This is a genomic window from Pseudomonas sp. WS 5146 (genome assembly GCF_012985495.1).
In the GTDB taxonomy this organism is placed as follows: domain Bacteria; phylum Pseudomonadota; class Gammaproteobacteria; order Pseudomonadales; family Pseudomonadaceae; genus Aquipseudomonas; species Aquipseudomonas edaphica.
In genome coordinates this window covers 60,126-81,082 of sequence record NZ_JAAQWL010000002.1, presented here as the reverse complement: position 1 = coordinate 81,082, position 20,957 = coordinate 60,126, and the positions used below count along the sequence as shown (strand labels likewise).

Annotated in this window: 18 protein-coding genes; 11 read left to right on the top strand and 7 right to left on the bottom strand. The window is 60.3% G+C overall.

The window, feature by feature from the left end; genetic code table 11:
• The first annotated feature begins 36 nt into the window (after positions 1-36).
• The 10 genes from glpK (at position 37) to HBO41_RS04790 (ending at position 11,764) form a co-directional block, all read left to right on the top strand.
• On the top strand, positions 37-1,542 hold the full coding sequence (gene glpK, locus HBO41_RS04835; protein WP_017137034.1) for a glycerol kinase GlpK: 1,506 nt from the start codon (positions 37-39) through the stop codon (positions 1,540-1,542).
• A gap of 95 nt (positions 1,543-1,637) precedes the next feature.
• On the top strand, positions 1,638-2,393 hold the full coding sequence (locus HBO41_RS04830) for a DeoR/GlpR family transcriptional regulator (protein WP_010212755.1): 756 nt from the start codon (positions 1,638-1,640) through the stop codon (positions 2,391-2,393).
• Between the two features lie 288 nt (positions 2,394-2,681).
• The gene (gene glpD / locus HBO41_RS04825) at positions 2,682-4,220 is read left to right on the top strand and encodes a glycerol-3-phosphate dehydrogenase (protein ID WP_169985334.1); all 1,539 of its coding nucleotides are present in this window, start codon (positions 2,682-2,684) and stop codon (positions 4,218-4,220) included.
• A gap of 488 nt (positions 4,221-4,708) precedes the next feature.
• Positions 4,709-5,635 (top strand): glutamate/aspartate ABC transporter substrate-binding protein, encoded by a 927-nt coding sequence (locus HBO41_RS04820; RefSeq protein WP_058421600.1) that lies wholly within the window; start codon positions 4,709-4,711, stop codon positions 5,633-5,635.
• Between the two features lie 194 nt (positions 5,636-5,829).
• Positions 5,830-6,576: an amino acid ABC transporter permease gene (locus tag HBO41_RS04815; protein ID WP_099548514.1), complete on the top strand. Its 747-nt coding sequence runs from the start codon at positions 5,830-5,832 to the stop codon at positions 6,574-6,576.
• On the top strand, positions 6,576-7,247 hold the full coding sequence (locus tag HBO41_RS04810) for an amino acid ABC transporter permease (protein WP_017137030.1): 672 nt from the start codon (positions 6,576-6,578) through the stop codon (positions 7,245-7,247). Before HBO41_RS04815 ends, HBO41_RS04810 begins: the two co-directional genes overlap by 1 nt.
• Entirely contained in the window at positions 7,244-7,978 is a 735-nt protein-coding gene (locus tag HBO41_RS04805) for an amino acid ABC transporter ATP-binding protein (RefSeq protein WP_017137029.1), read from the top strand. The genes HBO41_RS04810 and HBO41_RS04805 overlap by 4 nt, the downstream gene beginning before the upstream one ends.
• Positions 7,979-8,187: 209 nt before the next feature.
• Positions 8,188-10,089 (top strand): sensor histidine kinase, encoded by a 1,902-nt coding sequence (locus HBO41_RS04800; RefSeq protein WP_169985332.1) that lies wholly within the window; start codon positions 8,188-8,190, stop codon positions 10,087-10,089.
• Positions 10,089-11,426 (top strand): sigma-54 dependent transcriptional regulator, encoded by a 1,338-nt coding sequence (locus HBO41_RS04795; protein WP_017137027.1) that lies wholly within the window; start codon positions 10,089-10,091, stop codon positions 11,424-11,426. Before HBO41_RS04800 ends, HBO41_RS04795 begins: the two co-directional genes overlap by 1 nt.
• Positions 11,426-11,764, top strand: coding sequence for a GlpM family protein (locus HBO41_RS04790; protein WP_017137026.1), 339 nt, complete (start codon positions 11,426-11,428; stop codon positions 11,762-11,764). Before HBO41_RS04795 ends, HBO41_RS04790 begins: the two co-directional genes overlap by 1 nt.
• Positions 11,765-11,896: 132 nt before the next feature.
• Here the strand turns inward: HBO41_RS04790 and HBO41_RS04785 are convergent, their stop codons facing one another.
• From HBO41_RS04785 to HBO41_RS04760, 6 genes are read right to left on the bottom strand one after another with little or no spacing between them, the layout of a single operon-like run.
• Entirely contained in the window at positions 11,897-13,294 is a 1,398-nt protein-coding gene (locus HBO41_RS04785) for a sigma-54 dependent transcriptional regulator (RefSeq protein ID WP_017137025.1), read from the bottom strand.
• Complete coding sequence (locus HBO41_RS04780; RefSeq protein ID WP_017137024.1) at positions 13,284-15,062, bottom strand: HAMP domain-containing sensor histidine kinase; 1,779 nt, start codon at positions 15,060-15,062, stop codon at positions 13,284-13,286. Before HBO41_RS04780 ends, HBO41_RS04785 begins: the two co-directional genes overlap by 11 nt.
• Positions 15,062-16,186 (bottom strand): GNAT family N-acetyltransferase, encoded by a 1,125-nt coding sequence (locus HBO41_RS04775; protein ID WP_169985330.1) that lies wholly within the window; start codon positions 16,184-16,186, stop codon positions 15,062-15,064. The genes HBO41_RS04780 and HBO41_RS04775 overlap by 1 nt, the downstream gene beginning before the upstream one ends.
• Before the next feature lie 9 nt (positions 16,187-16,195).
• A complete protein-coding gene (locus HBO41_RS04770; RefSeq protein ID WP_169985328.1) occupies positions 16,196-17,071 on the bottom strand; it encodes an alpha/beta fold hydrolase in 876 nt (291 codons plus the stop codon).
• A complete protein-coding gene (locus tag HBO41_RS04765) occupies positions 17,068-18,462 on the bottom strand; it encodes an aspartate aminotransferase family protein (protein WP_017137021.1) in 1,395 nt (464 codons plus the stop codon). Before HBO41_RS04765 ends, HBO41_RS04770 begins: the two co-directional genes overlap by 4 nt.
• Positions 18,455-19,165, bottom strand: a complete 711-nt coding sequence (locus HBO41_RS04760; RefSeq protein WP_017137020.1) for an MtnX-like HAD-IB family phosphatase — start codon at positions 19,163-19,165, stop codon at positions 18,455-18,457. Before HBO41_RS04760 ends, HBO41_RS04765 begins: the two co-directional genes overlap by 8 nt.
• A 225-nt stretch (positions 19,166-19,390) precedes the next feature.
• Between HBO41_RS04760 and HBO41_RS04755 the strand changes: the two genes are divergently transcribed.
• On the top strand, positions 19,391-20,161 hold the full coding sequence (locus HBO41_RS04755) for a MipA/OmpV family protein (protein WP_026013708.1): 771 nt from the start codon (positions 19,391-19,393) through the stop codon (positions 20,159-20,161).
• A gap of 89 nt (positions 20,162-20,250) precedes the next feature.
• Here the strand turns inward: HBO41_RS04755 and HBO41_RS04750 are convergent, their stop codons facing one another.
• Complete coding sequence (locus HBO41_RS04750) at positions 20,251-20,904, bottom strand: DsbA family oxidoreductase (protein WP_169985326.1); 654 nt, start codon at positions 20,902-20,904, stop codon at positions 20,251-20,253.
• Positions 20,905-20,957: the final 53 nt, after the last annotated feature.

Genomic DNA, 20,957 nt, shown 5'->3' with positions numbered 1-20,957 from the left:
ATTTCTGACTTCCTTATTTCGTCCAAGGCAATTGACATGACCGACATTCAGAATAAGAACTACATCATTGCCCTTGATCAGGGCACCACCAGTTCACGGGCGATCATCTTCGATCGTGACGCCAACGTGGTCTGCACCGCCCAGCGTGAATTCGCTCAGCATTACCCGCAAGCCGGCTGGGTCGAACATGACCCGATGGAAATCTTCGCCACCCAGAGCGCGGTAATGGTCGAGGCCCTGGCACAAGCCGGCCTGCACCATGACCAGGTTGCTGCCATCGGTATCACCAACCAGCGTGAAACCACCGTGGTCTGGGACAAGATCACCGGCCGCCCGATCTACAACGCGATCGTGTGGCAGTGCCGCCGCAGCACCGAGATCTGCCAGCAGCTCAAGCGCGATGGCCACGAGCAATACATCAGTGACACCACCGGCCTGGTCACCGACCCGTACTTCTCCGGCACCAAGCTCAAGTGGATCCTCGACAACGTCGAAGGCAGCCGCGAGCGTGCGCGCAATGGCGAACTGCTGTTCGGCACCGTCGACAGCTGGCTGATCTGGAAATTTACCGGCGGCAAGACCCACGTCACCGACTACACCAACGCCTCGCGCACCATGCTCTTCAACATCCACACCCTGGAGTGGGATGCGAAGATGCTGGAGATTCTCGACGTGCCGCGCGAAATGCTGCCGGAAGTCAAGTCCTCCTCGGAAATCTACGGCCGCACCAAAAGCGGCATCGCCATCGGCGGTATTGCCGGTGACCAGCAAGCGGCGCTGTTCGGCCAGATGTGCGTAGAAGCCGGCCAGGCCAAGAACACCTATGGCACCGGTTGCTTCCTGCTGATGAACACCGGCGACAAGGCGGTGAAATCCAAGCACGGCATGCTCACCACCATCGCTTGCGGCCCACGTGGCGAAGTGGCTTACGCCCTCGAAGGCGCGGTCTTCAACGGTGGCTCCACCGTGCAATGGCTGCGTGACGAGCTGAAAATCATCGCCGACGCCACCGACACCGAATACTTCGCCGGCAAGGTCAAGGACAGCAACGGCGTGTACCTGGTGCCCGCCTTCACCGGCCTGGGCGCCCCGTACTGGGACCCGTATGCCCGTGGCGCGCTGTTCGGCCTGACCCGTGGCGTGCGCGTGGATCACATTATCCGTGCCGCCCTGGAGTCGATTGCCTACCAGACCCGCGACGTGCTGGACGCCATGCAACAGGACTCTGGCGAACGCCTCAAAGCCCTGCGTGTGGACGGCGGCGCGGTGGCCAACAACTTCCTGATGCAGTTCCAGGCCGATATCCTCGGCACCCAGGTCGAGCGCCCGCAAATGCGCGAAACCACGGCACTCGGCGCCGCGTACCTGGCAGGCCTGGCCTGCGGTTTCTGGGGCAGCCTGGACGAACTGCGTGGCAAGGCAGTCATCGAGCGCGAATTCGAACCACAGCTTGATGAAGCCGCCAAAGAGAAGCTCTACGCCGGCTGGCAAAAAGCAGTCAGCCGCACCCGCGACTGGGAACCGCACGAAGGCGCTGAATAAGCCAACCGCCGGACCCATATCGGGTTGTAACTGGCGGGGAGTCGATTGCTGCGGCATCATGGGCCACTTTTGTATGGCAGCCCAAAGGACGCCCCATGAATCTGCCTCCCCGCCAACAACAAATTCTCGAACTGGTGCGCGAACGCGGCTACGTCAGTATCGAGGAGATGGCGCAGCTATTCGTTGTCACCCCGCAAACCATCCGCCGCGATATCAACCAACTGGCGGACGCCAACCTGCTGCGCCGCTACCACGGCGGCGCGGCCTATGACTCCAGTGTCGAGAACACCGCGTACGCCATGCGTGCCGACCAGATGCGCGATGAGAAACAACGCATCGGCGAAGCCATTGCCGCGCAAATCCCTGATCACGCCTCGCTGTTCATCAATATCGGCACCACCACCGAATCCATCGCGCGTGCGCTGCTCAATCACAACCACCTGAAAATCATCACCAACAACCTCAACGTTGCGACCATGCTCAGTGCCAAGGACGACTTCGATGTGCTGTTGACCGGCGGCAACGTGCGCCGTGACGGCGGTGTGGTGGGCCAGGCGAGTGTCGACTTTATCAACCAGTTCAAGGTCGACTTTGCCTTGGTCGGCATCAGTGGCATTGATGAAGATGGCAGCTTGTTGGACTTTGATTATCAGGAAGTCAGGGTTTCCCAGGCGATCATCGCCAATGCGCGCCAGGTGATCCTGGCGGCCGACTCAAGTAAATTCGGGCGCAATGCCATGATTCGCTTGGGGCCGATCAGTCTGGTGGACTGTCTGGTGACCGACCAGCAGCCGGTGCCGGCGTTGGTGCAGTTGTTGAACCAGCACAAAGTCAGGCTGGAAGTGGTTTAGCGCCTGGACTGGCGCCATCGCGGGCAAGCCCGCCCCCACAGTTGACCGCATTCTCATGCAGGCACTCGGTCAACTGTGGGAGCCGGGCTTGCCCGCGATGGCGATAGATCCGACACCCCATCTCTCGAGCCTGCCGTAGGCTCATGTTCACAATTCTTCCTTTCGCCGCCCTTCGATGAGTTTTTTCAATCGAAGTCGGGTGGCTGTGCGCGCGTTTATCAGCTACCATTTTCGCAAATGAACATTAATGTTCGAATTCCAAGACGAAAAAGATCGCGAGGCCAGCCGATGAACCCTTCCACCTTGCCTGCTCCACCGCTTGCCGAAGTCTATGACGTTGCCGTAATTGGCGGCGGAATCAATGGCGTCGGCATTGCAGCAGACGCAGCCGGGCGCGGTTTGTCGGTATTCCTTTGCGAAAAGGACGACTTGGCCAGCCACACATCTTCCGCCAGCAGCAAGCTGATCCACGGCGGCCTGCGCTACCTCGAACATTACGAATTCCGCCTGGTGCGCGAGGCTCTGGCCGAACGTGAAGTGCTGCTGGCCAAGGCCCCGCACATCGTCAAGCAGATGCGCTTTGTATTGCCGCACCGCCCGCACCTGCGCCCGGCGTGGATGATTCGCGCGGGCCTGTTCCTGTACGACCACTTGGGCAAGCGCGAGAAACTCGCCGGTTCCAAGAGCCTTAAGTTCGGCCCCGACAGCCCGTTGAAAAGTGAAATCACCAAAGGCTTCGAATACTCCGACTGCTGGGTTGATGACGCCCGCCTGGTGGTACTCAATGCCATGGCCGCCCGTGAAAAAGGCGCGCATATCCACACCCAGACCCGTTGCATCAGCGCACATCGCAGCAACGGCATGTGGGAAATGAACATGGAACGCGCCGATGGCAGCCTGTTCTCGATCCGCGCCCGCGCCTTGGTGAACGCCGCCGGCCCGTGGGTCGCCAAGTTCATCAAGGAAGACCTGAAGCTGGACTCGCCTTACGGCATCCGCCTGATCCAGGGCAGCCACTTGATCGTGCCGAAACTCTACGAAGGTGCGCACGCGCACATCCTGCAGAACGAAGATCAGCGCATCGTCTTCACGATTCCGTACCTGAACCACCTGACCATCATCGGCACCACCGACCGTGAGTACACCGGTGACCCAGCGAAGGTTGCGATTACCGAAGGTGAAACCGACTACATGCTCAAAGTGGTCAACGCGCACTTCAAGAAGCAGTTGAGCCGCGACGACATCGTGCACACCTACTCCGGCGTGCGCCCATTGTGCAACGACGAATCGGACAACCCGTCGGCCATCACCCGCGACTACACCCTGTCGCTGTCTGGCGGTAACGGTGAAGCGCCGATCCTGTCGGTGTTCGGTGGCAAGTTGACCACCTACCGCAAGCTGGCCGAATCGGCGATGGCGCAACTGGCGCCGTTTTTCACGCAAATGCGCCCAAGCTGGACCGCCACGGCGAGCCTGCCGGGCGGCGAGAACATGACTACGCCAGAAGCCTTGGCCGAAGCGATTCGCGCCAAATTTGACTGGGTGCCAAGCGAGATCGCACGCCGTTGGTCCACCACGTACGGCAGCCGTACCTGGCGCTTGCTCGAAGGCGTGCAATCGCTTGCTGACTTGGGCGAACACCTGGGTGGCGGCCTGTACACCCGCGAAGTCGATTACCTGTGCGCCGAAGAATGGGTGACGCAACCGCATGACGTGCTGTGGCGCCGGACCAAGCTGGGCTTGTTCACCACACCGCAAGAGCAGGAAAACGTGCAGCGCTACCTGTCCAAGGTCGAGCAAAACCGCGCGAAGATTGAAGCAGCCTGATCGCAGGCAGTGACGAGAAGCCCCTGTACCGCAAGGTCCAGGGGCTTTTTTATGGGGTGTGTCCTGGCATAGCGCAGGCCCATGTCGCGAATCACACTGAAGGCCGAGCCCAGCAGCACCGGATAGGCCGCCGGTGCCTGCGATTGCATCACCTCGGTTCAATCAAAGACCGAGGTGCAGGCATCGCGGGGCAAGCCAGCTCCCACAAAAAGCCTGGCTCGGAATACCTTGCTGACCATTCGGTTTTCCGAACGCCACACCCCACCCCATTCGGTTTGCCGGACCAAACCGTTACAAATCCCTCGTAACACAAACTTAATCTCCTTATAAATCAATCAAATAACCTTTTATTTCTGGTATGGCACGACTCATGCTCTACACTCCCTGACGATTGCCTGAGGCGCCTTAGGAGCCGTCATGGGCATTCGCAGTACAAAGAGAGTCGCTTAGCCGGCTTCATAAAAAAAACAAATGTCGAGGAAGTATTGATGCGCATCGTTCCCCATATCCTGGGCGCAGCTATCGCTGCTGCTCTGATCAGCACTCCAGTTTTCGCCGCCGAACTCACCGGCACACTGAAGAAAATCAACGACTCCGGCACCATCACCCTCGCTCACCGCGACAGCTCCATTCCGTTTTCCTACATCGCGGATGGCTCGGGCAAACCCGTGGGCTACTCCCACGACGTTCAGTTGGCTGTAGTTGAAGCCCTGAAAAAAGACCTGAACAAGCCCGATCTGAAGGCCAAATACAACCTGGTGACTTCGCAGACTCGTATCCCGCTGATCCAGAACGGCACTGCGGACCTTGAGTGCGGCTCCACCACCAACAACGCCGAACGCGCCCAGCAAGTTGATTTCACCGTCAACATCTTCGAAATCGGCACCCGTCTGCTGGTCAAGAAGGACAAGGATGGCAAGCCGTCCTACGCTGACTTTGCCGACCTGAAAGGCAAAAACGTCGTGACCACCGCTGGCACCACGTCCGAGCGCATCATCAAAGCGATGAACGCCGACAAGCAGATGGGCATGAACGTTATCTCGGCCAAAGACCACGGCGAATCCTTCCAGATGCTCGAAAGCGGCCGTGCCGTCGCGTTCATGATGGACGACGCCCTGCTGGCCGGCGAAGAAGCCAAGGCCAAGAAGCCGGACGACTGGGTCATCACCGGTACTCCACAGTCCTTCGAAGCCTACGCGTGCATGGTGCGTAAAGACGATCCGGCCTTCAAGAAAGCCGTGGATGACGCCATCGTTGCCCTGTACAAATCCGGCGAGATCAACAAGATCTACAGCAAATGGTTCGAGAGCCCGATCCCACCAAAAGGCCTGAACCTGAACTTCCCGATGAGCGAAAAGGTTAAGGAGCTGATCGCCAACCCAAGCGACAAGCCAGCCCCTGACGTAAAAATCTGATACCTGACTAAGCTTATGTCCTGAGGGGGCCAACCCTCCCTCAGGCGTCTGTTACTACCTGCTGGCATTAATGTGGAACACTCGACCTGGCGGTTTTCGAGCCGATCGCGTGTGCCTGGCGTTCACCGTCAGGCGGGAAAGGATCTTCCCCAAGCGGGTGCTTGTACATCGATCGATCTCGAGGGGAGACCCTAATGAATTACAACTGGGACTGGGGCGTGTTCTTCAAGTCCACTGGCGTTGGCAGCGAGACTTATCTCGACTGGTACATCGCCGGCTTGGGCTGGACCATCGCCATCGCTGTCGTGGCATGGATTATCGCCTTGTTGCTTGGCTCCATTCTGGGGGTCATGCGCACCGTGCCAAACCGCATCGTAGCGGGCATCGCGACCTGCTACGTCGAGCTGTTTCGTAACGTGCCGCTGCTGGTGCAGCTGTTTATCTGGTACTTCCTGGTGCCCGATATGCTGCCGCAGAACCTGCAGGACTGGTACAAACAGGACCTCAACCCGACCACCTCGGCCTACCTGAGCGTTGTCGTGTGCCTGGGCCTGTTCACCGCCGCCCGTGTGTGCGAACAAGTGCGTACCGGCATCCAGGCGCTGCCACGTGGCCAGGAAGCTGCGGCGCGTGCCATGGGCTTCAAGCTGCCACAGATCTACTGGAACGTGCTGCTGCCCCAGGCCTACCGCATCATCATTCCGCCGCTTACCTCCGAATTCCTCAACGTGTTCAAGAACTCCTCCGTGGCGTCCTTGATCGGCTTGATGGAACTGCTGGCGCAAACCAAACAGACTGCCGAGTTTTCGGCCAACCTGTTTGAAGCCTTCACCCTGGCTACGTTGATCTACTTCACCTTGAACATGAGCCTGATGTTGCTGATGCGCGTGATCGAGAAGAAAGTCGCGGTGCCCGGACTGATCTCCGTGGGGGGTAAATAATGGACTTCGATTTCAGCGGTATCATCCCCGCCATTCCGGGCCTGTGGAACGGCATGGTCATGACCTTGCAGTTGATGGTCATGGGCGTGGTCGGCGGCATCGCACTGGGTACGGTCCTGGCGCTGATGCGCCTGTCGTCCAGCAAACTGCTGTCGCGCCTGGCCGGCGCCTACGTGAACTACTTCCGCTCGATCCCGCTGCTGCTGGTGATCACCTGGTTCTACCTGGCGGTGCCGTTCGTGCTGCGCTGGATCACCGGCGAAGACACCCCGATCGGCGCGTTCACTTCCTGCGTCGTGGCCTTCATGATGTTCGAAGCTGCGTACTTCTGTGAAATCGTGCGGGCCGGCGTGCAGTCGATCCCCAAGGGCCAGATGGGCGCAGCCCAGGCAATGGGCATGACCTATGGCCAGACCATGCGTCTGATCATCCTGCCCCAGGCTTTCCGCAAGATGACCCCGTTGCTGCTGCAACAGTCGATCATCCTGTTCCAGGACACCTCGCTGGTCTACACCGTGGGCCTGGTGGACTTCCTCAACTCCGCCCGCTCCAACGGCGACATCATCGGCCGCTCCAATGAGTTCCTGATCTTCGCCGGTGTCGTCTACTTCATCATCAGCTTTTCCGCCTCGCTGCTGGTCAAGCGTCTGCAAAAAAGGTTTGCCGTATGATCTCTATCAAGAACATCAACAAGTGGTATGGCGACTTCCAGGTGCTGACCGATTGCAGCACTGATGTCAAAAAAGGCGAAGTGATCGTGGTGTGCGGCCCATCGGGTTCGGGCAAATCCACCCTGATCAAGTGCGTCAACGCGCTGGAACCGTTCCAGAAGGGCGACATCGTGGTCGACGGCACCTCCATTGCCGACCCGAAGACCAACCTGCCCAAACTGCGCTCGCGCGTGGGCATGGTGTTCCAGCACTTCGAGCTGTTCCCGCACCTGACCATCACCGAAAACCTGACCATCGCACAGATCAAAGTGCTGGGCCGCAGCAAGGAAGAAGCCACCAAGAAGGGCCTGCAGCTGCTTGACCGTGTGGGCCTGTCGGCGCACGCCCACAAGCACCCGGGCCAGCTCTCCGGCGGCCAGCAACAACGTGTGGCCATTGCCCGCGCCCTGGCCATGGACCCGATCGTCATGCTGTTCGACGAACCGACCTCGGCGCTCGACCCGGAGATGGTTAACGAAGTGCTCGACGTGATGGTGCAACTGGCCCACGAAGGCATGACCATGATGTGCGTGACCCACGAAATGGGCTTCGCGCGCAAAGTGGCCGACCGCGTGATCTTCATGGACGCCGGCAAGATCATCGAAGACTGCCCGAAAGAGGAGTTCTTCGGCGATATCAGCGCCCGCTCCGAACGCGCGCAGCACTTCCTTGAGAAAATCCTGCAGCACTAAAAAGCAGCACTGTTCTCCCTGTGGGAACCGGGCTTGTGTGGAAGACGGCTTGTGTGGGCGCTGGCTTGCCTGCGATAGCATCACCTCGGTGCAACTGATACACCGAGGCGCCTGCATCGCGGGCAAGCCCGGCTCCCACATAATCAAATTGCCCACACAACCGGGTTCGCAACAGGGCTGACAGCGCTGGTTGACCCAAGGCATCTGTGATGAAATGCGACCCCAACCAATTTCGCGCCGCACCGCCATCACTTGCCGTGAAACCTCGTCTGATTCGCCAACTGTTCCTGCCGCCGTTGATCATCGCCCTGATGATCGGCTTGGGTTACATCGGCTTCTGGGTCAGTGAGTACTATGGTATCCGCACCCTCAGCGACAACGGCGAACGCCAGTTGGAGCTGCATGCCCGCACCGTCGAAAGCGAACTGAGCAAATACACCTACCTGCCCAGCCTGTTGGAGCTGGAATCCAGCGTCTCCAGGCTGCTGGCCGACCCGAGCCAGGAAACCCGGCAAACGGTCAACGATTACCTCGAAGGCCTGAACCGACGCAGTCGCAGCCGGGCCATCTACGTGATGGACACCACCGGCCGCGTGCTGGCCACCAGTAACTGGCGCGATGCCGACAGTTACCAGGGTGAAGACCTGTCCTTCCGTGCCTATTTCCAAAACGCCGTGCGCGGCCAGCCCGGCCGTTTCTATGGCATTGGCAGCACCAACGGCGAACCCGGTTACTACCTGGCGCACGGCCTCGAAGAGCACGGCAAGATCATCGGCGTGGCCGTGGTCAAAGTGCGCCTTGAAGCACTCGAAGAACGCTGGCAGCGCGCGCGTCTCGAAGCCTTTGTGAGCGATGAGAACGGCATCATCATCCTCTCCAGCGACCCGGCCCGGCGTCTCAAGGCCGTGCGCCCGCTGAGCGATGACACCAAGGAACGCCTGGCCCACAGCCTGCAATATTACTGGGCGACATTGAACGAGCTGGAGCCGTTGGCCCGCGAGCGTCTCAACGAAGGTACCGAGAAACTCACCTTTCCGGCCAACAGCGAAGTGGTCAACGACGAGCGCGAAGTCAGCTACCTGGCCCAGACCCGCCCGCTCAGCGACACGCCGTGGAACTTCACCCTGCTGACTCCACTTAACGACCTGCGTCGCGCCGCGATCAATCAGGGCATTCTGGTGGCGGTCGCATTTGGCCTGGTCGCGTTCCTGCTGATTGCCTGGAACGAGCGGCGCAAAGTCATCGCCACCCGCCTCGCCGCGCGCGAAGCCTTGCAAGAAGCCAACAGCCAGCTGGAACGGCGAATTGCCGAACGCACCGCCGACCTGCGCGCCAGTAACGAACGGCTCAAGGGCCAGATCCGCGAACGCCGCCAGGCCGAAGAAACCCTGCGTCGCGCCCAGGATGAACTGGTGCAGGCCGGCAAGCTTGCGGCCATCGGCCAGATGTCCACCAGCATTGCCCATGAACTCAACCAGCCGCTGGCGGCATTGCGCACGCTGTCGGGTAACACCGTGCGCTTCCTGGAGCGTGGCGCCCTCGACACCGCCAGCGCCAACCTCAAGACCATCAACGAGTTGATCGACCGCATGGGCCGCATCACCGCCAGCCTGCGCTCGTTTGCCCGGCGCGGCGATGATCAGGGCGAGGCCAACCTGGGCAAAGCCGTGGACGCCGCCTTCCAGGTTCTGGGCGCGCGCCTGGACGGCTTGCCGTTGACCGTGCACCGTGACTTTGTCAGCGCGCAATTGCAGATCGACCAGACCCGCCTGGAACAGATCCTGGTCAACCTGATCGGCAACGCCCTCGACGCCATGCAGGCACAACCGGCCCCCGAACTATGGCTGGACGGCCACAGCAGCGAGGGCAAGTACCGCCTGCAAGTGCGCGACAATGGCCACGGCATCGACCCCGAAGCGCGCAAACATTTATTTGAACCGTTCTTCACCACCAAACCCGGCGAACAAGGCCTGGGCCTGGGCCTGACACTTTCGGCCAGCCTGGCGGCGGCCACCGGCGGCAACCTCGCCGTGGAACACCCGGCCAGTGGTGGTACTGCCTTCGTCTTGTGCCTGCCGTTGGTGGGCACCCAAAAAGCTGAGTCGACATGATGAGTACCGATCCTAAAGACCTCACCGTTCTGATCGTCGAAGACGACCCCCATGTGCTGCTCGGCTGCCAGCAAGCCTTGGCGCTGGAAGACATTCACAGCGTGGGTGTGGGCAGTGCCGAGGAAGCGCTCAAGCGCATCGGTGAGAACTTTGCAGGCATCGTCATCAGCGATATTCGCCTGCCAGGCATCGATGGCCTGGAGCTGCTCACCCGCCTCAAGGCCCTGGATAAAAGCCTGCCGGTGGTGCTGATCACCGGCCACGGGGATATTTCGATGGCAGTCGGTGCCATGCGTAACGGCGCCTACGACTTCATGGAAAAACCCTTCTCCCCCGAGCGCCTGGTCGATGTGGCGCGCCGCGCGCTTGAGCAACGTGGGCTGGCGCGGGAAGTCTGGTCGCTGCGCCGCCAACTGGCCGAGCGCGACTCGCTGGAAGGCCGCATCATCGGCCGCTCGCCCGCCATGCAAAACCTGCGCGAACTGATCGCCAACGTCGCTGATACCTCGGCCAACGTGCTGATCGAAGGCGAAACCGGCACCGGCAAGGAACTGGTTGCGCGTTGCTTGCACGATTTCAGCCGACGCCACGACCATCAGTTCGTTGCCCTGAACTGCGGCGGCCTGCCGGAGAACCTGTTCGAAAGCGAAATATTCGGCCACGAAGCCAACGCCTTTACCGGCGCGGGCAAGCGGCGCATCGGCAAGATCGAACACGCCCATGAGGGCACGCTGTTCCTCGACGAAGTGGAAAGCATGCCGATCAACCTGCAGATCAAACTGCTGCGTGTGTTGCAGGAACGCACCTTGGAACGCCTGGGTTCGAACCAGAGTGTGGCGGTGGATTGCCGAGTCATTGCCGCGACCAAATCCGACCTGGATGAACTGAGCCGCGCCAACCAATTCCGTAGCGACCTTTACTACCGCCTCAACGTCGTGACTCTGGAATTGCCACCGTTACGCGAGCGCCGTGAAGACATCCTGCAGCTGTTCGAACACTTCCTGCAGCAATCGTCACTGCGTTTTGACCGCAGTGTGCCGGAGCTGGACAACCAGACCGTATCGACCCTGATGAGCCACGACTGGCCAGGCAACGTGCGTGAACTGCGCAACGTCGCCGAGCGCTTTGCGCTGGGCTTGCCAGCCTTCAAGAAAAGCGGCGCCAGCAGCAGCAACCACGGCCTGGCCTTTACCGAAGCGGTGGAAGCCTTCGAGCGCAACCTGCTTAACGACGCCCTGCAACGCAGCGGCGGCAACCTCACCCAGGCGAGCCTGGAACTCGGAATGGCCAAGACCACGCTGTTCGACAAGGTCAAGAAATACGGGTTGAGCCACTGATGGACTTACTCTTGAAAGCCGCCCTGGGCGCGGCGGTGGTGCTGATCCTGGCGGCGCTGGCCAAGACCAGAAATTACTATATCGCAGGGCTGGTGCCGCTGTTTCCGACTTTCGCACTGATCGCGCATTACATCGTCGGCAAGGGCCGTTCGGTGGACGACTTGAAGACCACCATCCTGTTTGGGATGTGGTCGATCATTCCGTATTTTGTGTATTTGGCGACGCTGTATGTGATGGTCGACCGCATGCGCCTGGAGGCGTCACTCGCCGTGGCGGCAGTGGCATGGTTGATGGCGGCGACGGTGTTGGTGACAGTGTGGGTACGCGTCCACGCCTGACACACCGCGGTTAAACCTGTGGGAGCTGGCTTGCCTGCGATGGCGGTGTATCAGCCAACTTATCTGGCACAGACATACCGCTATCGCAGGCAAGCCAGCTCCCACATTGGGGTTCATGGTGAGCCTGATAGATCAGCGGATGATCTTCTCGACCTGAATCCCCAGCTTCTTCAGCCGATACCAAAAACTCCTCTCGGAAATCCCGATCTTCGCCGCCGCTGCAGCCTGCACGCCGTTGCTCTCGTTCAACGCCGCCATGATGTAGGTTTTCTCGACCTCAGCCAGCGCCGCATCCAGGTCGGCAGGCACGCCCGGTGTGTCACCGAGCAGCGCCGTAACGCCGTCCTCGGCAGGTTTGGACGCAAACAGATAAGCCGGCAAGTCAATGTCTTCAATCACCGGCGAAGCCGCCACGATGGTCGCCCGCTCCACGCAGTTCTGCAGCTCACGAATATTGCCCGGCCAGTGGTAAGCCGCCATCGCCTGCAATGCCTCGGGGCTGAAGCCGGTGATGCGTTTGCCCGCGGTAGCGCTCAGGGTCTGGGCGAAGTGCCGGGCCAGGGGCACGATGTCTTCGGCGCGCTCGCGCAAGGCCGGCAACGGGATCGGGAATACATTGAGGCGGTAATACAGGTCTTCGCGAAATTCTTTATTGGCCACCGCATCCAGCAGGTTCTTGTTCGTGGCGGCGATCACGCGCACATCCACCTTGCGCTCGCGCGAGTCGCCCACCGGCTCGATCACCCGCTCCTGCAAGGCCCGCAGGATCTTGGCCTGCAACGCCAACGGCATGTCGCCCACTTCATCCAGAAACAAAGTGCCTTGGTCAGCCTGCATAAAGCGCCCTACCCGATCGGCCACGGCACCGGTAAAGGCGCCTTTGCGATGGCCAAACATCTCGCTTTCCAGCAAGCCTTCGGGGATGGCCGCGCAGTTGACCGCCACGAACGGCTTGTCGGCGCGGCTGCCATGTTTGTGAATCGCGCGGGCGACCATTTCCTTGCCGGTACCGCTTTCGCCAGTCAGCAGGATGGTGGCGTTGCTGTCGCGTACCGAATCGACCGCGTGCAGCACCTGGCGAAACGCCGGGCTGTCGCCCACCAGGCTGTCGAACTGCGCATGGTGATCCAGCTCGGCGCGCAGGCGTGCGTTGTCGCGCATGATGTCGCGAAACTGCAGGGCCTTGGCCACGGTGATGTCCAGCTCGTCGATATCGAACGGCTTGGCAATGTAGTCATAGGCGCCATTACGCATCGACTGCACGGCGTTTTTTACCGTGCTGTAGGCGGTCATCACGATCACCGGCAACTCCGGGAAGCGCACTTTTATCTCCGCCAACAGCGCCGGCCCGTCCATGCCTGGCATGCGCCAGTCGCTGATCACCAGGTCGATGTCTTCCTGCTCCAGCACCTTGAGCGCGTGCAGGCCATTGCCGGCGGTAAATACCTGGATGCCGTTCTGGCTCAAGGCCGATGACAGCAAGTCGCAGAGCTTGGGCTCGTCGTCGACTACCAATACGTTATGCGTCATGAACTTCCTCATCGTCACCGTCGTCTTCGCCATGGGCCGGAATGTACAGGCTGAAGGTGGCGCCGGCATCTTTCTCACTGGCACATTCGATGCTGCCGTCATGACTTTCCATGATCGAATAGACTTTAGCCAGCCCCAGGCCCGTGCCCGAGGCCTTGGTGGTGACGAATGGCGTGAAGATCCGCTCGATCATATCGGCCGGAATGCCTTGGCCGGTGTCAGCAATGCTGATCACCGTATTGCCGTCCACGCTGCGAATGCCCAAGGTCAGGCGCCCGCCTTCGGGCATCGCATCGATGGCATTGAGGATCAGGTTCAGGCATGCCTGCTTGAGCTGCTTGGCATCGGCATAAATCGTCGCGCCGGGCGCCTGGTCATCGATGTGCGCATCGATGTTATGGGTGGCCAGCTCCGGGCTGCAAAAGCCGAGGATCTCTTCCACCACCGGGCGCGCCGCCTGCAACACACGCAGGGGCGGGTTGGGTTTGGCGAAATCCAGAAACTCGGTGATCAGGTCGTTGATGCGGCTGACTTCGCTGATAACGTATTCGAGGTGGCGCTTGTCGGTGTCCGGCAGGTCGACGCGACGGTGCAGCAGTTGGGTGGCGGTCTTGATGATGCCCAGCGGGTTGCGAATCTCGTGTGCCAGGCCCATGGCGACTTCACCCAGGGCATGCAGGCGATCGCGGCGGCGCAGTTGGGCCTCGAGGTGGTGCAACTCGCCCAGGCGTTCGGTCATGTGGTTGAAGGTGCTGCTCAGTTGCGCCAGCTCATCGCCGCCGCTGACCAGCACGCGATGCTCGTAATTGCCCGAGATCACTGCGTCCACGCCCTGGGATAAATCGCGCAACGGTTTGGTCAGGCGGCGTGACACCAAGACACCGGCGCCCAGCGACAACGCCGAACTCAGCAAGAAGATCAGCACGAACAGGTTGCTCTGGTTCACCAGCCCCACCAGGCTGGTATGGCGCAACAGGCCGCTGAAAATCACGCCTTGCAGTTCGCCGCCATCATTGAAGATCGGCCAGTACAAACCGCTGTAGTTATTGGTGAACTGCTCGCTCGGTTGCTTGGTGGCGCGCATCGCCGTTTCAACATTCGTGGGAATGCGTGAGGGATGATTCTCAAAGCGCTGGGTCGAGAATATCTCGGAAAACCCCGTAGGGTTGGCCAGGTACAGGCGCAGGTCGAGGGAATGCACATCGGCCACGCTGGTGAGGAAGCTGCTGTCCAGGTACGTGGCCACCAACAGCACGTAGTCGACGCCCTCTTGGGTGGTTTCGAACGTTGAGACCACCAGGCCCGTCGTCACGCCGGCCACCTGGATGGTTTGCAACACTGCGTTGCTGGTCAGGTTGATCTGCTTGACGACATCGTCAGGGGCCGTGCTGAACACAATCTTGTGGTCACTGACACGAATCAGCGAGACCACGTCGATATCGGTGGCCTCGGCAATATCGGCGGTGAGCCGGTCATGCTTGGCGGCTTGTTTGTTCAACGGCGGAGCCGTGTAGCGCAGGAACAGCTTGGCCATGCGCGCGTTGTCATGCAGGATGTCGCCGATTTCGTCCTTGACGATCTTGGTCGACTCTTGCAGCCAGATGCGCACGTTGCTGTCAAAAATCTGCGACAACGTGGTCGCCGCCAGTTCGGCCGCGATCATGGTCGGGATAACGCTGACCAGCCAGAACGCCAGCACCAGCTTGCGCTGGACGCTCCAACGCGAAATGGCAAAGGGGCGGGCTTTTGGGCGGGTCTTGGTGATCATCAGGTTTCGCTTATCGCAGCAGCCATGGCAGGGTCGGAACGGTCCGGTCTTATGTACATTTTCACGAGTTTGAGCAGGCCGTTGACCAGCCGGTTACGGTGACGGAAGAACATGCTGTTGCCCTGGAACTCGCACCCCAGGCGCAGCTTACTGGCATAGCCCTCCTGACCGCACTCGTACACCGGGATCTTGTGTGCAATACAGTAGTCGACATTGGTCAACCAGTAGCGAAAGTACAAACTGTACGCACGGCTGAACTCAGGGTCATGCCCGAAAAACTTGTCGATCAGCCGATGCTGGTCCAACAGCACCAGGTTGAACGCCACCAGACGCTCATCCACCCAGTAAAGAGCACAGACCGCACGCCCTTGCAGCTGTTCAAGAATGCCGGTGAAATAACGCGCCGGCAGGCGTTCGAACTGCAAATCGGCGCGGCTGAGCGTGTCTTCGTACAGGCGCATCACCTCGGGCAACACATCATCAATAGTGTGCCGCCACTCGACCCGTGGGCCTGGCGCGCGCAACTTGCGGCGCAAGTCTTTGCGGGTCGCCTTGCACAGCGAGCCCAGGTAGGCCTCCACCGAGCCGTAAGGCACCGTCAACCACCCCCTGGGTAAGCTTGGCATACTCTGAAAGCCTGCCTGGCGGCAATTTTCTGCCCAGTCCAGGTCACTGGTCGGCACGTCTTTGACCGCCACCAGGCCAATCCCGAAGGTAGTGGCATCCTCGCGTGCCGCCTCCAGCAAATGCTTGATCAACAGTCGGCGCTGCCCCTGGGGCACGTGACTGGCGATGCCCGCATCGCAACGCTCGGCCACCGGCGAGCCGATGGCATACAACTGCAAGCGCAAAACACCCGGCCACAGTCGCTCCAGGCGCTCGGTAAAGCGCTTGCCGGCGCCCGACACCGTGGTGTCGAGGCGATAATAAGTGATGAACGCGGCGGCAACGGCCACCAGCGTTTCATCGTCGTAGACGGCCAGGTAACGCCACTTGAAATCATCGATCGCGGCGTTTTCCACGGCAACGTAAAAATCCCAATCCTCCAGGGCTGCAGGAAAGCAGTCATTCCAGGCGCAACGCGGGATGGCCCGGATAGTCGAGAAGGCTTGGGCGGTGATCACGTCTAGTCCTTAGGCTGAGGCCCGCTGTCGATAATCCACGGGCGCCTGCACAGCCGGGGCCGCGTGTTGCTCGACAAACTCTGCGCTCAACTCGATCACTCGGCGGTATTGCAGGTCGACGGTGATCATGTGGTAGCAGTTATCCAGCAGGATCTTGGTCACCGGGCCGCCCAGGTGGCGCTCGACATAATCAGCGTTCCAGCGGCTGGTGATGTCGTCCTCGATGGAGTGCAGCACCAGCGCCGGCACCTTGACCTCGGGCATGCGCTTTTTGACCACCGCGTTCATGCGGTGCAACTCGCGCACCGTGATGCCTTCCATGGTCAGTAAACCGGCCTCACTGCTTTCGCCTTCCTTCATCTGACGCTCGACGATCGCCCGCAGGCGCTCGTTCTTGATGCCGTAAGGCGGCTTCTCTTCGAAGCGACAGATGTGCACGCCGAACGGGATCTTCATCAGCAACGGCGTCAAAAACGCCAGCTTGTTAATGCTCCAGCCGTCGTACTTCAAGGTGGTCGAATACATTAGCAGCCCGGCCACTTGCCCAGAGTGCTCGGCGGCCACGTACATCGACATCACCGCGCCCATGGACAAGCCACCGACAAACACCTGCTCATGGCGCTGCTTGACCTGCGCAAAGGTCTTGCGCACGCCTTCGTACCAGTCCAGCCAGCCGGTGGCCTGCAGGTCGCTGTTATCGCCGCAGTGCCCAGCGAGTGTGGGCACATACACCGTGCAGTTACCCGCCTTGGCCAGGCCTTTGGCGACCTGGCGCAATTCCGTCGGGGTGCCGGTCAGGCCGTGGATCAACAGGATCCCGACCGGACCTTCACCGAGAACGAAGCCGGCATCACCTTCACCGAGGTCGATCCCGATGTTGTTCACCGCTTGGTCGCCCGCACCAGCAGTTGCTCGAGGAGTTTCAGGCCCAGGTCGATTTCCGGGTAGCTGATTTCCAGGGACGGTGCCAGGGTGATCACGTTTTTGTAGTAGCCGCCCACGTCGAGGATCAGGCCGAGTTTCTGGCCATCGACGATCATGTCGCCCTTCATGCCTTCTTCGACCATGTAGTCCAGGGTCGCCTTATCCGGCGTGAAGCCATCCGGGCCGCAGATTTCGCAGCGCAGGGCCAGGCCCAGGCCATCGACGTCGCCGATGATCGGGAAACGTTTCTGCAGGTCTTGCAGGCCTTCCAGGAAGTATTTGCCCTTGGCCATGACCATTGCGCCGTAGTCGACTTCGCTGGTCATCTTGAACATTTCCAGGCCTACCGCCGTACCCAGTGGGTTGGAGGCGAAGGTGGAGTGGGTCGAACCTGGCGGGAAGACCTTCGGGTTGATCAGTTCTTCACGCGCCCAGATGCCGCCCAGCGGGTTGAGGCCGTTGGTCAGCGCCTTACCGAAGACGATCACGTCCGGCTGTACGTCGAAGTGTTCGATCGACCACAGTTTGCCGGTACGGTAGAAGCCCATCTGGATTTCGTCGGACACCATCAGGATGCCGTGCTGATCCAGCACTTGCTTCAATTCGCGGTAGAAGTTCATCGGCGGGATCACGTAGCCGCCGGTGCCCTGGATCGGCTCGACGTAGAACGCTGCGTATTCGCACTGGTTGGTTTTCGGGTCCCAGACGCCGTTGTACTCGGTCTCGAACAGCCGCGCGAATTGCTGCACGCAGTGGCTGCCGTATTCTTCTTTGGTCATGCCCTTAGGGCCGCGGAAGTGGTACGGGAACGGGATGAAGTTGGCGCGCTCGCCAAAATGGCCATAGCGGCGACGGTAGCGGAAGCTCGAGGTGATCGACGAAGCGCCGAGGGTACGACCGTGGTAGCCGCCTTCGAAGGCGAACATCAGGCTCTTGCCGTTGGAGGCGTTACGCACCACTTTCAGCGAGTCTTCGATCGACTGCGAACCGCCGACGTTGAAGTGCACGCGACCGTCGAGGCCGAATTTGTTCTTGGCATCGACCGCGATCATTTCCGACAGCTCGATCTTGCCTTTGTGCAGGTACTGGCTGGCGATTTGCGGCAGGGTGTCGATCTGCTGTTTCAGCGCGTTATTCAAGCGCGGGTTGGCGTAGCCGAAGTTAACGGCCGAGTACCACATTTGCAGGTCGAGGTAGGCCTGGTCTTCGGTGTCCCACACGTAGGAGCCTTCGCAACGGCTGAAAATACGCGGCGGCTCGATGTAGTGAACGGTGTCGCCGTAGGAGCAGTATTTGGCTTCTTTATCCAGAAGAATCTGGTCTTCGGCGGTAGCGATACGAATATCAGACATGGTGGAAGAGTTCCTGATTTTCAACAGAGAGGTCGGCGGCAAAGGTGCCGGAGTTAGCGGCGATGCCTTGTGGCAAAGCGGTCAGCAGTGCGGGCAATTCGGCAAAGGTGTCGAAGCGCGCATGGGGAATGTTGTTGGCTTCGCAGTACTTGGCGAGGCTGCCTTTGGCGAAGACGAAGTCGGCGGTTGAAGCCACGCACATGTCGGACTTGCCGTCGCCGATCACCAGCACGCGCTTGTTGCGCGGCGTGGATTTGCACTTGCAGTTGCCGGAGGCGGCGCGGCAGGCATCGCTGGAATACGGGAAGTCGATGCGCCAGCTGTTCTGGTCGACCTGGCGCAGGCGGTTGGCGAGGATCGGCAGCAAAGTCACGTAGTTGCGCGACAGAATGCGCGCGATGCCTTGCTCGATGCCGTCGCTGACCACTTCGATGGTCGCGCCCAGGCCCATGACGTGATCGACAAAGTCCGGGAAGTCCGGGTCGATTTCAACGCTGTCGAAATACGCCAGCAGTTCAGCCGGGGTGGCCTTGATCAGCGCCAGTTGACGGCTCAGGCATTCGCGGGAACCGATATGCCCATCCAGCCATTCCTGTTCGATGGTTTCCCACTCAGGGCCGGCGAAGCGCTGGAGGACGTTGTCGATGACGTCGGTGGGGGTGATGGTCCCGTCGAAGTCGCACACGATATGCCACTGGATCATTGCGTTTACCTGGAAGAGGAGCGCTCTGTGCGCTTGTGCCAGGGGTATTGCAGAGACTGTGCCAACTGGCCAAAGCCCAGCGGGGCTGGGGTTTTGGTCGATAAACAGGGTGATTTGTGTCGCAGGAGCTACAATTTTTGTAGCTTGCTACAAACAAGATGAGTGCTTGCCTCAGGGACGCTCTTCGCGCGTGAATGCGCGCAGGTTCAGATAAGGAAACGCTCCATGTTCAAGGTTACTTCTGCTGTATTCGCCGGTTTGCTGGGGCTGTGGAGCTTTTCCAGCTCGGTATTGGCCGAAGGTATTACCGGCGAAGTCGGCGCGGGCGTCAGCTATGAGCCCCATGATCCGACAGGCAGCCGCTACGAAACCCGGCCGATTCCTTATTTCGATCTGGATTGGGGCAATGTGAGCCTGGGCACCGACGACGGCCTGACCTGGAGCGCACTCAATACCAACGGTTTCACCGCCGGCCCGTATATCAATTACCTGCCGGGCCGCACGGCCAACGGTTCACTGCGTGGGTTGCGGGATGTGCCGGACATGGCCGAAGTCGGGGGGTTCGTCCAGTACTCACCGGCCGAGTTCTGGCGCGTATACGCCCAGGTTGGCCAAGCCGTCGGCGGCTCGCGTGACCAAAGTGGCGTGCTCGGCAAACTGGGCGGCGAGTTGGGCTACCCGCTGGGCGGCGGCATTATCGGCAGCACTGGCTTGATGGCGCATTTTGCTGATGCGCGCCAGACCCAGGCGTTTTTTGGCGTTGATGATAAAGAGTCCGTTGCGTCCGGCATCCGCACCTATAACGCCAGCGCAGGCTTTCAGAACCTGACGCTGACCGAGAGCTTCGAATTCCCACTGGACAGCCACTGGTCACTGTTGACCAGCGCCAGTTGGACTCGCCTGGTGGGGTCGGCGGCGAACAGCACCATCGTCAAAGAGACCGGCAAGGTAAACCAGGGCCAGGTCCAGACGGCGATCAGCTACAAGTTCGACTGACGCATCCTGTGACGCTCTGCGTCATAACTTCAAGGGCAGGACGCGGAGCGTCCGGGGCGGCGTTCCCACGCAGAGCAAGGGAACGATCATCAGGCCTTGGCTTCCTGGATGATCTGACAAATAGCCCCGACAAAGGCTTCAGCCGGCTGCCCACCGCTGACCGCGTACTGGTCGTTGAACACGATGGTGGGTACTGAAGTCACACCGCGTGTAATCCACAATTCTTCCTGCTCACGGACTTCAGCAGCGTACTCGTCAGACGCCAGAATTTCAGCCGCGCGCTTGATATCCAACCCAACACTTTCGGCGATGATCGCCAGCGTCGCGTGGTCGGACGGGTCTTGCCCATCACTGAAATACGCCTTGAACAGCGCTTCCTTGAGGTTGTACTGCAACCCTTCAAGCCCCGCCCAATGCAGCAGCCGGTGCGCATCGAAGGTGTTGTAGATACGGCTGTGCCCGTCCGTGCGAAAGGCAAAGCCCAGCGCCGCGCCCATGTCGCGGATACGCTCACGGTTGGCCTGGGATTGCTCGGCGGTGGAGCCGTACTTTTCGGTGATGTGCTCGACGATGTTCTGCCCTTCGGCCGGCATCTTCGGGTTCAGCTCAAACGGCTGGAAATGAATCTCGGCCTGCACCTCGCTACCCAGTTGGTCGAGGGCTTCGGTCAGGCCGCGCAGGCCGATGATGCACCAGGGGCAAGACACGTCGCTGACGAAATCGATTTTCAGGGGAGTACTCATGGTAGGCAACCTCGCTGGCATTAATGTGCGCCATAAAGGTTGCACCATACACC

Excerpts from the sequence above, each read along its gene's own strand:
- glpK (WP_017137034.1), top strand. The coding sequence starts at position 37 with ATGACCGACATTCAGAATAAGAACTACATCATTGCCCTTGATCAGGGC.
- HBO41_RS04830 (WP_010212755.1), top strand. The coding sequence starts at position 1,638 with ATGAATCTGCCTCCCCGCCAACAACAAATTCTCGAACTGGTGCGCGAA.
- glpD (WP_169985334.1), top strand. The coding sequence starts at position 2,682 with ATGAACCCTTCCACCTTGCCTGCTCCACCGCTTGCCGAAGTCTATGAC.
- HBO41_RS04820 (WP_058421600.1), top strand. The coding sequence starts at position 4,709 with ATGCGCATCGTTCCCCATATCCTGGGCGCAGCTATCGCTGCTGCTCTG.
- HBO41_RS04815 (WP_099548514.1), top strand. The coding sequence starts at position 5,830 with ATGAATTACAACTGGGACTGGGGCGTGTTCTTCAAGTCCACTGGCGTT.
- HBO41_RS04810 (WP_017137030.1), top strand. The coding sequence starts at position 6,576 with ATGGACTTCGATTTCAGCGGTATCATCCCCGCCATTCCGGGCCTGTGG.
- HBO41_RS04805 (WP_017137029.1), top strand. The coding sequence starts at position 7,244 with ATGATCTCTATCAAGAACATCAACAAGTGGTATGGCGACTTCCAGGTG.
- HBO41_RS04800 (WP_169985332.1), top strand. The coding sequence starts at position 8,188 with ATGAAATGCGACCCCAACCAATTTCGCGCCGCACCGCCATCACTTGCC.
- HBO41_RS04795 (WP_017137027.1), top strand. The coding sequence starts at position 10,089 with ATGAGTACCGATCCTAAAGACCTCACCGTTCTGATCGTCGAAGACGAC.
- HBO41_RS04790 (WP_017137026.1), top strand. The coding sequence starts at position 11,426 with ATGGACTTACTCTTGAAAGCCGCCCTGGGCGCGGCGGTGGTGCTGATC.
- HBO41_RS04785 (WP_017137025.1), bottom strand. The coding sequence starts at position 13,294 with ATGACGCATAACGTATTGGTAGTCGACGACGAGCCCAAGCTCTGCGAC.
- HBO41_RS04780 (WP_017137024.1), bottom strand. The coding sequence starts at position 15,062 with ATGATCACCAAGACCCGCCCAAAAGCCCGCCCCTTTGCCATTTCGCGT.
- HBO41_RS04765 (WP_017137021.1), bottom strand. The coding sequence starts at position 18,462 with ATGTCTGATATTCGTATCGCTACCGCCGAAGACCAGATTCTTCTGGAT.
- HBO41_RS04760 (WP_017137020.1), bottom strand. The coding sequence starts at position 19,165 with ATGATCCAGTGGCATATCGTGTGCGACTTCGACGGGACCATCACCCCC.
- HBO41_RS04755 (WP_026013708.1), top strand. The coding sequence starts at position 19,391 with ATGTTCAAGGTTACTTCTGCTGTATTCGCCGGTTTGCTGGGGCTGTGG.
- HBO41_RS04750 (WP_169985326.1), bottom strand. The coding sequence starts at position 20,904 with ATGAGTACTCCCCTGAAAATCGATTTCGTCAGCGACGTGTCTTGCCCC.